We start from the raw sequence: 12,137 nt of genomic DNA on the forward strand, positions 1-12,137 counted from the left end.
AAGGCATCTTTCCCGCCTTGACAAGCACCCCCGAACCGTCAGCACAATCAAGCTTCGGGGTGCCCCACGCAACCCCCACGGCAATGTCGCCGCCAGGCGACGAGCCGAAACAGAATCAACCCAAAAACCGCCTCAACACCTCAGCAACCCCCCGAATCTCCCCAACCCGAACCCACTCCTGCTGCGTATGCGCCAACGTAGGATCCCCAGGCCCGAAATTCACCGCAGGCATCCCCAACGCAGCGAACCGAGCCACATCCGTCCACCCCAACTTGGCCGCAGCCGACCCCCCAGCCGCAGCCACCAGTTCAGCTGCCGCCGGCGCGGACAACCCAGGCAACGCCCCAGGCGACATATCCACCAACGTCACATCAAACCCATCAAAAACCCCCCGCACATGCGCCTCGGCCTCCTCCGCCCCCCGATCAGGCGCGAACCGATGATTAACCGTCAGAACGGCAGCATCCGGCACCACATTCCCAGCCACCCCGCCGGAAATAGCAGTAGCCTGCAGCCCTTCCCGATAAGTCAGCCCGTCAATCTCCACCACCCGAGGCGAATAAGAAGCCAACCGCTGCAACGGCTCCGCCAACGCGTGAATCGCATTCGACCCCATCCAAGCCCGAGCAGTGTGCGCCCGAGCCCCGGAAGTCCGCACCTCAACCCGCAACGTCCCCTGGCAGCCAGCCTCAATCACCCCATTGGACGGCTCCCCGACAATCGCGAGGTCCCCGGCAAGCCACTCAGGCAACTCCCGCTCAATCCGCCCGAGCCCGTTCCGAACAGCCTCGACCTCTTCATTGTCGTAAAACACAAACGTCACATCATGCCGAGGCTCCGGCAAAGTAGCGGCGAGATGCAAGAAAACCGCATCCCCGCCCTTCATGTCCACCGACCCCAGCCCATGCAACACGGAGTCGTCCCCGACCCCAGTACGACGAGAAGGCAAGTTGGAATTCTCCGGAACAGTGTCCAAATGCCCCGCGAGAATCACCCGCGAAGGCCGCCCCAACCGAGTCCGCGCCAGCACCGCGTCCCCATTGCGCACGACCTCCAAATGCGGAGCCTGCTCGGCCAGCGCCGCCTGCACGAGGTCCGCGAGCTTGCCCTCCTCCCCGGAGACGCTGAACACATCCACAAGGGCAGCGGTGAGGTCGGCCGGATCGGCGCGCAGGTCAAGGGAGGTCATACCGGCACCGTACCCAGCAGGCGCGGGGGCTACCGTGAGGACGTGCGCACGCGAAGCTCCCTGGTCGCTCTCGGCGTCCTCGCCCTCGTCCTCACCGGCTGCAGCAACGAGGCCGGGCCCAAGGCCCGCCCCGGAGCCGGCGATCCGGGTCCGGACGCCCTGCCGACCAAGCTCGAGGCGCTGTCGGCCGACGCTTGCTTCACCGGTCCGCAGACCCAGCTGCCCAAGGGCTGTGAGAAATACGTCACCGAGGTCGGCAACACCGCCGGTTCGGTGCACAAGCTGGCGAAAGCGGGCAAGACGGTCAACCAGCCGCTCGACCGCGACGCGACCGCGCTCGACCAGGCGGTCGGCGCGTTCCGCCAGGCGGGCTGCACCACCGTGCCGACCCCCGGCGGGGCGTGCACGCAGGCGCTCGTGTCCATCTCGACCGCGCTGACCGAGGTCAAGCAAAAGGTGAACCAGCTGGCCACCACAGGTTGATCCGGCCCGCTTCGGCTACCGTGACCGGCGTGAGCGAGCAGACCACTGACCCCGAAACGACCGGCGCCGTCGGCGTCGGGCTGGCCACCGTCACGTCCGACGGGACCGTGCTGGACACCTGGTACCCGCACCCCAAGCTGGTCGACGCAGGCACGAGCGGCACCGAGCGGCTGACCGCGGAGCAGACCACCGAGCTGCTCGGCGAGTCCGCGGCCGCGCTGCTCGGCCCGGACACCGACCGCGGTGTCGAGGTCGTCGCGGTGCGCGTCACGATCGGCAGCCTTGCCACCGCGCCCGCCGACGCCCACGACGTCTACCTGCGCCTGCACCTGCTTTCGCACCGGCTGGTCCAGCCGCGCGTGCAGAGCCTCGACGGTATCTTCGGCCTGCTGGCCAACGTCGTGTGGACGAGCCACGGCCCGTGCCCGGTCGAGGGCTTCGAGCAGACCCGGCTGCGGCTGCGGTCGCGCGGCGCGGTCTCCGTGTACGGCGTGGACAAGTTCCCGCGGATGGTCGACTACGTCCTCCCGACCGGCGTCCGCATCGCCGACGCGGACCGCGTGCGGCTCGGCGCGCACCTGGCGTCCGGCACCACCGTGATGCACGAGGGCTTCGTGAACTACAACGCGGGCACGCTCGGCGCGTCGATGGTCGAAGGCCGCATCTCGGCAGGCGTGGTGGTCGGCGACGGCAGCGACGTCGGCGGCGGCGCGTCGATCATGGGCACGCTGTCCGGCGGCGGCACCGAGGTGATCTCGATCGGCGAACGCTGCCTGATCGGCGCGAACGGCGGCGCGGGCATCTCCCTCGGCGACGACTCGGTGATCGAGGCCGGGCTGTACATCACCGCGGGCACCAAGGTCGAGGTCGACGGCAAGACGGTCAAGGCACGCGAGCTGTCCGGCATCTCGGGCGCGGTGTTCCGCCGCAACTCCGCGACCGGCGCGGTGGAGGTCGTGCCGCGCGGCGGCGTCGGCATCCAGCTGAACGAAGCACTGCACGCCAACTGATCCAGCTCTTCGAAGAGGGTGCGCTTCCCGCTGCGGGAGCGCACCCTCTCGCTGTTTTGGCGGACTCCGATCGGATCGCTGTTCACCTACCATTAACTAGGTGACTTCCGACGCGACCAGCCGCCGCCGTACTCCGGAACCGACGACGCCGGCCGCTCTCGGGCTCCCCGCCGAACCGGCGAAGGCGGGCCCCGAGGCACCGGCCGCCGCGCACGTCCGCGCCAAACTCGACCACGAACTGCGCGAACTGCTGTCCCGCGAACCGGGCACCCGGGCCGGGGCCGATCCGGAGGAACTGCACCAGATGCGTGTCGCGCAACGGCGGATGCGAAGCGTGCTGAAATCCTCGAGCGCGCTGGTCGGCCCCACCGCGGAACCGGTACGCGCCGACCTCGGCTGGCTGGGCCAGGTCCTCGGCGAGGTCCGCGACTACGACGTCCTGATCGGCCACCTGCGCGAGGTGATCGCCGACTTCGACGTCCGAGACCAACCCGCCGGACGACGGCTGGTGTCCCGCTTCGTCTCCGAACGCACCACCGCCCGCCGCCGCTTGAACCGGGCGCTGTCGAGCCCCCGGTATGCGACCTTGCTGCAAGGCATCGCCCAGCTGTCCCGCACCGCCGAGCACGAGATCGACGAAACCCCCGCCGAGAAGCCCAGTTTGGCCGCGGACGTACGGAAGCCATACCGGAAACTCGCCCGCGCAGTCGCCGCCCTGCCCCCGAATCCCCCGGACGACGACCTGCACGCGCTGCGCATCCACGGCAAGAAACTCCGCTATACCGCCGAATTGGCCCGATCGGCGGCGAAGAAGAAGCAGGCCGCGAAACTGTCCGAACTGATCAAGGCGACGCGCAAATTCCAGACCGTGCTGGGCGATCACCAGGACGCGGTGTTCGCCGCGGAGAAGGTGCGCGGCGTACTGCCCAACGCAGACGCCGAAATCGGCTTCGTCGCCGGACGAATCGTCGAACACGAACTCGCCAAACGCGCCCACGCCCGCGCCACCTGGCTCGACATCTGGCACCGCATCGAAGCCGCCGAACACGCGGTCAGCTAACCGACCACACGTACCCATCCGGCCGCACCAGCACCCGCTTCGCCGGCGCCCCCTCGTACGCCGCGTACGCATGCCCGCCCGCGTCCACGAGCTCCCCCGTCGCACCCTGCGGCAGGATCCGGTACGCGGGATGCTCCGTCCCGAGCGGTCCGTCGCCGAAGACCAGTTCTGTCGCATGTGGACCCTGGAACAGCTCGAACAGCCGCACGCTCTTGCCGTTCGCGTCCACGAGCGGCGCGTCCGGTGCCCGATCACCCGGACGCAACGCTCCCACTCCAACCGGCGACAGCGGGCCGCCCCGGTAGGTCAGGTCGAGTTGCTGCGTCTCCGGCCCGCGTTCGTGCGCGTCCTCGGCACCCTCCTTGTACTTCTCCAGCAACGCAGTGCTCACCCCCAGAACCCGCGCCGCGACCGCGCGTCGTTCCGCCTCGTAGCTGTCCAGCAGCGCGGGCGATCCGTCGGCGAGCTTCCAGGCCAGGTTGTACGCGTCCTGCACCCCGGTGTTCAAGCCCTGCCCGCCGGTCGGCGGGTGTACGTGCGCGGCGTCCCCGGCGAGGAACACCCGGCCCTGCCGGAATGCCGCCGCCAGCCGGATGTTCGGCCGCCACACGGTTGACCACGCCAGCTCGAGCAGCCGGATCCCGCCGCCGGACACCGCGTCCAGGTGCTCCTGCAACTCGCTCAGCGAGGTGCCCGCGTCGCCGTCGCCGAGCGGGGAGGCGAACTGGAAGTACGGCGTCCCCGGGAGCGGCGTGAACGCGACGCCGGACATCGGCTCGTCCGCCTTCGCGAACCAGTACGCCGAGCCGTGGTCGAGCCCCTCCGCGGAGACGTCGCCCAGCAGCATCCGGATCGACTCGTCAGTGGTCCCCTCGAACGCGATCCCCAGCGTCTTGCGCACGAAGCTCTTCCCGCCGTCCGCGCCGACCAGGTAGTCCACGCGCACTGTCTCCCCCGTCGACAGCTCCGCGGTGACGCCCTCCTCGTCCTGCGTGAAGCCGGTCAACGCGGTGTTCAGCTCCACCCGCACGCCGAACTCGGCCAGCCGGTCCCGGAGGATCCCCTCGGTCTGCGACTGGCCGAGGAACCAGGCGGTCGGATACGGCACCGCGGGCGTCGGTTCGACCGGCTCGGCCATCCGCCGCACCATCGTGAACTCCCCGTCCAGGTACACGCGCATCTCGTGCGGCGGCGCACCCGCGGCGAGCACCGCGTCCAGCACGCCCAGATCCTCGAAGACCTCCATCGTGCGCGGCTGCAGACCGTCGCCGCGCGAGCCGACGAAGTACTGCTCCGCCTTGTCCACCACCCGCACGCCGACCCCGCGCCGCGCCAGCTCGATCGCCAGCGTGAGCCCGGTCGGGCCCGCCCCCGCCACCAGCACCGTCATGTCCTTCTCCCGTCTGACTGAATTATGATTCACTGAATTTAGATTCAGCATGCCCGCTGATAGCGTTCGCGTCAAGGGAGGTGCCGGATGACAGCGACGAGCCGCCGGGACAAAGCCGCCGAAACGGAAACGGCACTCAAGGACGCGGCCAAGCGCGTGTTCGCGGCCAAGGGCTACCTGAACACGAAGATCACCGACATCACCCGGGAAGCCGGCCGCGCCGCGGGGTCGTTCTACAACCACTTCGCGGGCAAGGAAGAACTGCTGATCGCGCTGCTGGCCGACCTGGCCGAGGACAGCGACCAGCAGGCCATGGCCGAGGACCATCTGTCCGATTTCAGCGATCCCGCCGCGGTCCGCTGGCACGTGCGGCAGTACTGGGACTTCTACCGCGCCAACGCGCCCACGATGCTCGCGCTGCGCCAGGCGGCGATGGTGAACGAGGACTTCGCCGCCGCGTACGCGAACTTCGGCGCCACCCAGGCCTCGGACGTCGAGAGCCACCTCGAGCACGTCACCGCGGCCGGCTTGCGGCTCCCGGCGAACACCCAGCTCACCATCGCGATGATGTACCAGCTGATCGACAACTTCGCGCAGATGTGGCTGGTCACGCCGCCGCCAGCAGGGTGGAACCAGCCCTCCGACGAGGAAGCGATCGAGGCGCTCACCCGGTTCGTCTACCGCGGTTTCACCGGCCGCGACTACTGACGGCCGGTCACCTTTCCGGCCCCCGCCCCGTCAGGGAAGTGGGACCGGAAAGGAGCAGCCATGGAAACCGGACTTCTCGTCGCCACCTTCGTCTGCGTCGCGATCAACGCCTTCGAGGTCGTGGCCAAAGCCGTCCGAGCGCGGTTCGTGGTGCAGAACTCGACCGAGGTCGGCGTCGGCCCGCGATGGATCCCCTACCTGGCGATCCTGGAAGGCGCGGGCGTCGCCGGGCTGGTGGCCGGCCTGCTCGGCTGGCCCCGCCTAGGGCTGGCCGCAGCGATCGGGCTGACGCTGTTCTTCATCGGCGCGGTCGGAGCGCACATCCGCGCGAAGGTGTTCCACAACATCGCGTTCCCGGCGGTCTTCCTCGCGCTCGGGGTCGCGGCGACCGGGTATTTCACGGGGTCAGTCGCCTGACCCCGTGCTCTCAACCCTGCGCCAGCCGCTCCGCGGCCGCCTCGATGCGCTCGTCCGTTGACGTCAGCGCGACCCGCACGTGTTCCTTGCCCGCGGGCCCGTAGAAGGTGCCCGGCGCGACCAGGATGCCGCGCTCGGCGAGCCATTCCACCGTGGCCTGCGCGGATTCCCCGCGCGTGGCCCAGAGATACAGCCCGGCCTCGGAATAAGTGATCTCGAAGCCGTTGTCCTGCAACGCCTTCCGCAGCACGACCCGCCGCGCGCGATAGCGTTCGCGTTGCCCGGCAAGGGCTTCGTCGTCGGAAAGCGCGGCCACCATCGCCTGCTGCACCGGGCGCGGCACGATCATGCCGGCGTGCTTGCGCACCTCCAGCAGGGTCTTCACCAGCTTCGGGTCGCCCGTCACGAACCCGGCGCGATAGCTCGCGAGGTTCGCCGACTTGGACAGCGAGTGCACCGCGAGCAGGCCGTCCGTCTGTCCACCGTGGACGGACGGATGCAGCACCGACAGCGGTTCCGCCTCCCAGCCGAGCGAGAGGTAGCACTCGTCGGACACCACGACGGTGCCGCGTTCGCGCGCCCATTCGACCACCTTGCGCAGGTGGTCGACGCCGAGCACGCGGCCGGTCGGGTTCGACGGCGAGTTCAGCCAGATCATCGCCGGGCGGCGCGGGCCGAGCTGGGTCAGCCCGTCCGCGCGCACCACCTCGGCGCCCGCGAGCAGCGCACCGACCTCGTACGTCGGATACGCCAGCTCCGGGATGACCACCAGGTCGCCCGGCCCGAAGCCGAGCAGCCGCGGCAGCCAGGCCACGGCCTCTTTCGAACCGATCGTCGGCAGCACCGCGTCCGGTTCGACGCCGGTGATCCCGTACCGCCGCCCCAGCGCCGCGACGGCCGTTTCCCGCAGCTCAGGCGTACCGTGCGTCGCCGGATAGCCGGGGATCTCCGACACCGACGCGAGCGCGGCGCGGATCGAGTCCGGCACCGGGTCGACGGGCGTGCCGACGGACAGGTCGACGATGCCCCCGGGATGCGCCTGCGCGCGGGCCTTGACCTCGGCGAGCGAATCCCAGGGGAAGTCGGGCAGCCGGGTCATTCGCCCTGCGGGGGCAGAGCCTTGATGAACCCCGGGTCGTGCGCGGTCTTGCCGACCTTGGAGGCGCCGCCGGGCGAGCCCAGCTCGTTGAAGAAGTCGACGTTCGCCTTGGTGTAGTCGGACCAGTTGTCCGGGACGTCGTCCTCGTAGTAAATGGCCTCGACCGGGCAGACCGGCTCGCAGGCGCCGCAGTCGACGCACTCGTCCGGGTGGATGTACAACATCCGCTCGCCCTCGTAGATGCAGTCCACGGGGCACTCGTCGATACACGCCTTGTCGAGCACGTCGACGCAGGGCTCGGCGATCACGTAGGTCACTGCGTACTCCTGGCTTCTCCTGCTGGGCCGGTCGGTGCGGACATTACGCGCTTCCCTGGCCCCCGGTGGTGGTTAGGCGACCCTTATCCCACCCCTGGAAACGGGGCGGATCCGAGCCGCTCAGCGGTCCCGGCGGCGCGGTTTCGGCGCGTTCCGGGCATCGCCGGTAATGGTGAAGGCGGGTCCGGCGGGCTTGCCGTCCTCGCGTTTCTCCTCGAGAGTCCGCTTGAACCCGTCGGCGATCTCGTCGACAAGCTCATCGTTGTGCCGGTCGTCCTTGCGCGCGTAACTCATGGGGTTCTCCTGCGGAACGGGACAGCTCTCTCCGTCACAATCTAACCGTGAACTCCCGGGAAAAGCTCGAAATCGTGTGTGCGAAAGCCTGGCAGGCGGTGGTCGAGGAGCCGCTCGGAGAATGGACTCTGCGCTGGGCGGACGGCTTCACCGGGCGCGCGAACAGCACACTCGCGGTCGGCGACCCCGGCTGTCCGGTCCCGGACGCGCTCGCGGCCGTATGTGACTTCGCCCACGCTCGCGGCATTCCGCCCGCGGTTCAGGTGCTGGAAGACAGCGAACTGGAGCGCGCGGTGGCCGCCGCGGGCTGGCGCGAGCAGGTCGAGCACGCCGCCGGGTACCGGGTGTCGGTGCTCACCGGTCCGCTGCCGTCCGGTCCTTCGCCCGGCGCCGAGGTCCTCGACCAGGCGACGCCGGAATGGTGGGAATTGGCCGAGAACACCACCGAGCCGGGTTCCGCCCAGCGGCACGTCGTGACCACCGGAAAGGTCGGTTACGGCGTCGTGCTGGCCGACGGGGTCACCGCCGGGGCGGTGCGCGGAGCCGTCGTCGACGACTGGCTCCACGTCGCCCGTCTCGCGGTCGCGCCGGAGTTTCGCCGCCGCGGCCTGGCCACCACGGTGCTGCACGCGCTCGCCGACTGGGGCCGCGCGCACGGCGCCGACAAGTGGGTCCTGCAAGTGGCGGTGGGCAACGCCGGCGCGCTCGCGTTGTATTCCGCGCTGGGCTGTTCGGAGCACCACAGGTACCGGTACTGGGGCCCGGCGCCGCGGACGTGCGAGGATCGCCAGTCGTGAAGATCGTCGTACTGGTAGGCGGGGTGGGCGGCGCCCGCTTCCTGCTCGGGGTCAAAACCGCACTCGGACTTCCCGCGATCGGCGCGGGCGAGTCCCCGCACGAGATCACCGCGCTGGTGAACACCGGCGACGACGTGTGGATGCACGGCCTGCGCATCTGCCCGGATCTCGACACCTGCATGTACACCCTCGGCGGCGGCATCGACACCGAACGCGGCTGGGGCCACGCGGGCGAGACCTGGACGGTGAAGGAGGAGCTCGCCGCCTACGGCGCGGAGCCGACCTGGTTCGGGCTCGGCGACAAGGACATCGCGACCCACCTCATCCGGTCGCGGATGCTGCGCGCGGGCTATCCGCTGTCCCAGGTCACCGAGGCGCTGTGCGACCGCTGGCAGCCCGGCGTGCGCCTGCTGCCGATGTCGGACGACCGGGTCGAAACGCACGTCGTGATCGACGATCCGGACCAGCCGGAGCAGCAGAAGGCCGTGCACTTCCAGGAGTGGTGGGTGCGTTACCGGGCCGGCGTGCCCGCGCATTCGATCGTCGCGGTCGGCAACGACGAGGCGAAGCCCGGTCCGGGCGTGCTCGAAGCGCTGACCGAGGCGGACGTCGTGCTGTTCGCGCCGTCGAACCCGGTCGTGTCGGTCGGCACGACGCTCGGGGTGCCCGGCGTGCGCGACGCACTGCGGAAAACTCGCGCCAAGGTCGTCGGGGTGTCGCCGATCATCGGCGGGAAAGCGTTGCGCGGCATGGCCGACGCGTGCCTCACCGCGATCGGCGTGGAGACCTCCGCGGAGGCGGTCGGCCGCCACTACGGAGCGCGTTCGGAAGGCGGCGTGCTCGACGGCTGGCTCGTCGCGCCGGAGGATCACGAGGTCACGGTGCCCGGCGTGGACGTGCGCGCGGTGCCGCTGCTGATGTCCGATGTGGACGCGACGGCGGACATGGTCCGCGCGGCGCTCGACGTGGCTGGAGTCTCCAGTGTCTGATGCAACACAGCTTGACCACGCTTCCCAGAAGATCGAGATCCTGCCGGTCCCCGGGCTGCCGGAGTTCCGTCCCGGCGACGACCTGACCGGCGCGATCGTGTCCGCCGCGCCGTGGCTGCGGTCCGGCGACGTGGTCGTGGTGACCAGCAAGGCGTTCTCGAAGATCGAGGGCCGCTTGGTGCGCGTGCCGAGCGACCCCGAGGCGCGCGACGCGGCCCGGCGGAAGCTGATCGAGGAAGAATCGGTGCGGGTGGTCGCCCGGATCGCGCGCACGCTGATCACCGAGAACAACCTGGGCATCGTGCAGGCGGCGTCCGGGATCGACGCGTCGAACGTGCGCGGCGACGAGGTGGCGTTGCTGCCCGCGGACCCGGACGCGTCCGCGTTGGCTCTGCGCAACGGTTTGCGCGAGCGGCTGGGCGTGGAGGTGGCCGTGGTCGTCACCGACACCATGGGCCGGGCCTGGCGAGTCGGCCAGACCGACGCCGCGATCGGCGCGTCCGGCCTGCGCGTGCTGCACGGGTACGCCGGACAGGTCGATTCGCAGGGAAACGAGCTGGCCGTTACGGAAATCGCGATCGCGGACGAGATCGCCGCCGCGGCGGACCTGGTGAAGGGCAAGCTCGGCGGATTGCCGGTCGCGGTCGTACGCGGTCTGCAGATCCACGACGACGGATCCACCGCGCGGGACCTGATCCGCCCGGGCGAAACCGACCTCTTTCGCTTGGGCACCAACGAATCCATCGCGCAGGGCCGCCGGGAAGCGGTACCGCACCGGCGTTCCGTCCGGCACTTCAGCGACGAGCCGGTCGACCCCGAAGCCATGCGCCGCGCGGTCGCGTCCGCGCTCACCGCGCCCGCGCCGCACCACACGCACCCTGTGCGGTTCATCTGGCTGCGCGACGAAGGCCTGCGCCGCAAACTCCTCGACGCGATGCGCTCGTCCTGGGAAGCCGACCTGACCAGCGACGGCTTCACGCCCGAGCAGATCGCGAAACGCCTGTCCCGCGGCGACATTCTTTATCGCGCACCGGAACTGGTGATCCCGTTCCTGCTGCCCGAAGGCGCGCATACCTACCGCGACGACCGGCGAAACCGCCACGAGCGCACCATGTTCACCGTCGCCGCCGGTGCCGCCGTGCAGGGCCTGCTGGTCGCGCTGGCCGCCGAAGACCTCGGCTCGTGCTGGATCGGCTCGACCATTTTCGCCGCCGACCTGGTCCGGTCCACTTTGGACCTGACCGACCAGTGGCACCCGCTCGGCGCGGTCGCCATCGGGCACCCGGCCGAACCCGCTCCCCCGCGCGGACCCCTTTCCACCGGCGATTGGCTGATCGAACGATGACCCTGCACGACTCCGCGGTCGCCGCGCTGACCGACTGGAAACCCTCCGAACCGGCACAAGAGTCGCTGCGGCAAGCGTTTCTCGGTTTCCTGGCGTCGCGTTCGGACACTTGCCAGCGCTCCTGCGAAGCCGGGCACCTGACCGCGTCCGCGGTGGTCCTCGACTCGACCGGCACGCAGGTCTTGCTGACCCTGCACCCGCGCGTCGGCCGCTGGCTGCAACTCGGCGGGCATTGCGAACCGTCCGACGCGTCGCTGGCCGAAGCGGCCCTGCGCGAGGCGACCGAGGAATCCGGCATGAGCGGCCTGGTGATCGGGGAAACGCCCGTGCACCTGGACGTCCACCCGATCACCTGCTCGCTCGGCGTCCCGACCCGGCATTTCGACGTCCGGTACGTCGTGCACGCCCCGCCCGGCGCGGAACCCGTGCGCAGCGAGGAATCCGACGACCTGCGCTGGTGGCCGGTCGACGCGCTGCCCGCGGGTTCGGAAGATCTGGCCGAATTGATCGCCGCGGCCCGTTAACCTGGACGCATGGACCTGGCGCGACCGCACCTGCACCCGGGCGACACCGGCGCGGCCATCAGCGGATGGGCGGTGCTGATCGGCTTCGCGGTAGCGTTCGCGCTGCTGGCACTGGGCATTGTGGTCAGCATCCGACGGAAACGGCGGCAACAATGAGCATCAGCTACGACCCGGCCTCGGCTGTCCCGCCGTTCGAACAGGTCCGGACCTCGCTGGCGAACCAGATCAACGACGGCACCCTGGCGGTCGGCACCAAACTCCCGACGGTGCGCGGGCTGGCCGCGGAACTGGGCATCGCGCCGAACACCGTCGCGCGTGCGTACCGGGAACTCGAGGAAGCCGGTCTGCTGGAAACCCGAGGCAGGGCAGGCACTTTCGTCGGCGCGACCGGCGACGAGACGCTGTCTCGAGCCCAAGCCGCCGCGGCCACGTACGCCGAGGTGATCCGGGGGTTGGGTTTGTCGGCCGAACAAGGCGTGGCGATCGCGGCGGCGGCCCTGCGCTGATCGCGGCGA

The 12,137-nt window shown here is 69.9% G+C and carries 16 protein-coding genes; 11 read left to right on the forward strand and 5 right to left on the reverse strand.

Annotated features, from left to right (window positions below; all coding sequences use genetic code 11):
- Window positions 1-115: 115 nt before the first annotated feature.
- Entirely contained in the window at window positions 116-1,189 is a 1,074-nt protein-coding gene (gene dapE, locus PUT80_RS40985) for a succinyl-diaminopimelate desuccinylase (protein ID WP_275295349.1), read from the reverse strand.
- Between the two features lie 42 nt (window positions 1,190-1,231).
- Here dapE and PUT80_RS40990 point away from each other — a divergent pair, with 42 nt between their 5' ends.
- The 3 genes from PUT80_RS40990 (at window position 1,232) to PUT80_RS41000 (ending at window position 3,742) form a co-directional block, all read left to right on the forward strand.
- The gene (locus PUT80_RS40990) at window positions 1,232-1,672 is read left to right on the forward strand and encodes a hypothetical protein (RefSeq protein ID WP_037816399.1); all 441 of its coding nucleotides are present in this window, start codon (window positions 1,232-1,234) and stop codon (window positions 1,670-1,672) included.
- Between the two features lie 29 nt (window positions 1,673-1,701).
- Window positions 1,702-2,682 carry a 2,3,4,5-tetrahydropyridine-2,6-dicarboxylate N-succinyltransferase gene (dapD, locus tag PUT80_RS40995; protein ID WP_275295350.1) on the forward strand — a complete coding sequence of 327 codons (981 nt, stop codon included), beginning with the start codon at window positions 1,702-1,704 and terminating at the stop codon, window positions 2,680-2,682.
- 100 nt (window positions 2,683-2,782) lie between these two features.
- Entirely contained in the window at window positions 2,783-3,742 is a 960-nt protein-coding gene (locus tag PUT80_RS41000; RefSeq protein WP_275295351.1) for a CHAD domain-containing protein, read from the forward strand.
- On the opposite strand, the gene PUT80_RS41005 is transcribed toward PUT80_RS41000, so the two are convergent.
- Window positions 3,735-5,132, reverse strand: a complete 1,398-nt coding sequence (locus PUT80_RS41005) for an FAD-dependent monooxygenase (protein ID WP_275295352.1) — start codon at window positions 5,130-5,132, stop codon at window positions 3,735-3,737. The genes PUT80_RS41000 and PUT80_RS41005 overlap by 8 nt on opposite strands.
- An 87-nt stretch (window positions 5,133-5,219) precedes the next feature.
- Between PUT80_RS41005 and PUT80_RS41010 the strand changes: the two genes are divergently transcribed.
- Window positions 5,220-5,840: a TetR/AcrR family transcriptional regulator gene (locus tag PUT80_RS41010; RefSeq protein WP_037815954.1), complete on the forward strand. Its 621-nt coding sequence runs from the start codon at window positions 5,220-5,222 to the stop codon at window positions 5,838-5,840.
- A 60-nt stretch (window positions 5,841-5,900) separates the two neighbouring features.
- Entirely contained in the window at window positions 5,901-6,257 is a 357-nt protein-coding gene (locus PUT80_RS41015) for a DoxX family protein (RefSeq protein WP_275295353.1), read from the forward strand.
- A gap of 10 nt (window positions 6,258-6,267) precedes the next feature.
- Here PUT80_RS41015 and dapC read toward each other — a convergent pair whose 3' ends face one another.
- From dapC to PUT80_RS41030, 3 genes are all read right to left on the reverse strand, one after another.
- Window positions 6,268-7,356: a succinyldiaminopimelate transaminase gene (gene dapC, locus PUT80_RS41020; protein ID WP_275295354.1), complete on the reverse strand. Its 1,089-nt coding sequence runs from the start codon at window positions 7,354-7,356 to the stop codon at window positions 6,268-6,270.
- On the reverse strand, window positions 7,353-7,673 hold the full coding sequence (gene fdxA, locus PUT80_RS41025; RefSeq protein WP_009072848.1) for a ferredoxin: 321 nt from the start codon (window positions 7,671-7,673) through the stop codon (window positions 7,353-7,355). Before fdxA ends, dapC begins: the two co-directional genes overlap by 4 nt.
- 120 nt (window positions 7,674-7,793) lie before the next feature.
- The gene (locus tag PUT80_RS41030; protein WP_093575832.1) at window positions 7,794-7,967 is read right to left on the reverse strand and encodes a hypothetical protein; all 174 of its coding nucleotides are present in this window, start codon (window positions 7,965-7,967) and stop codon (window positions 7,794-7,796) included.
- A 47-nt stretch (window positions 7,968-8,014) separates the two neighbouring features.
- Here PUT80_RS41030 and PUT80_RS41035 point away from each other — a divergent pair, with 47 nt between their 5' ends.
- The 6 genes from PUT80_RS41035 to PUT80_RS41060 are packed head-to-tail and all read left to right on the forward strand — an operon-like array spanning window position 8,015 to window position 12,128.
- Complete coding sequence (locus tag PUT80_RS41035; protein WP_275295355.1) at window positions 8,015-8,764, forward strand: GNAT family N-acetyltransferase; 750 nt, start codon at window positions 8,015-8,017, stop codon at window positions 8,762-8,764.
- A complete protein-coding gene (gene cofD / locus PUT80_RS41040; RefSeq protein WP_275295356.1) occupies window positions 8,761-9,753 on the forward strand; it encodes a 2-phospho-L-lactate transferase in 993 nt (330 codons plus the stop codon). The genes PUT80_RS41035 and cofD overlap by 4 nt, the downstream gene beginning before the upstream one ends.
- Window positions 9,689-11,098: a coenzyme F420-0:L-glutamate ligase gene (locus tag PUT80_RS41045; RefSeq protein WP_275295357.1), complete on the forward strand. Its 1,410-nt coding sequence runs from the start codon at window positions 9,689-9,691 to the stop codon at window positions 11,096-11,098. Before cofD ends, PUT80_RS41045 begins: the two co-directional genes overlap by 65 nt.
- On the forward strand, window positions 11,095-11,622 hold the full coding sequence (locus tag PUT80_RS41050; protein WP_275295358.1) for an NUDIX hydrolase: 528 nt from the start codon (window positions 11,095-11,097) through the stop codon (window positions 11,620-11,622). Before PUT80_RS41045 ends, PUT80_RS41050 begins: the two co-directional genes overlap by 4 nt.
- 9 nt (window positions 11,623-11,631) lie before the next feature.
- Window positions 11,632-11,778: an LPXTG cell wall anchor domain-containing protein gene (locus tag PUT80_RS41055; RefSeq protein WP_275295359.1), complete on the forward strand. Its 147-nt coding sequence runs from the start codon at window positions 11,632-11,634 to the stop codon at window positions 11,776-11,778.
- Entirely contained in the window at window positions 11,775-12,128 is a 354-nt protein-coding gene (locus PUT80_RS41060) for a GntR family transcriptional regulator (protein ID WP_037815963.1), read from the forward strand. Before PUT80_RS41055 ends, PUT80_RS41060 begins: the two co-directional genes overlap by 4 nt.
- Window positions 12,129-12,137: the final 9 nt, after the last annotated feature.

The organism is Amycolatopsis sp. La24, assembly GCF_029087445.1.
Classification (GTDB): domain Bacteria; phylum Actinomycetota; class Actinomycetes; order Mycobacteriales; family Pseudonocardiaceae; genus Amycolatopsis; species Amycolatopsis nivea.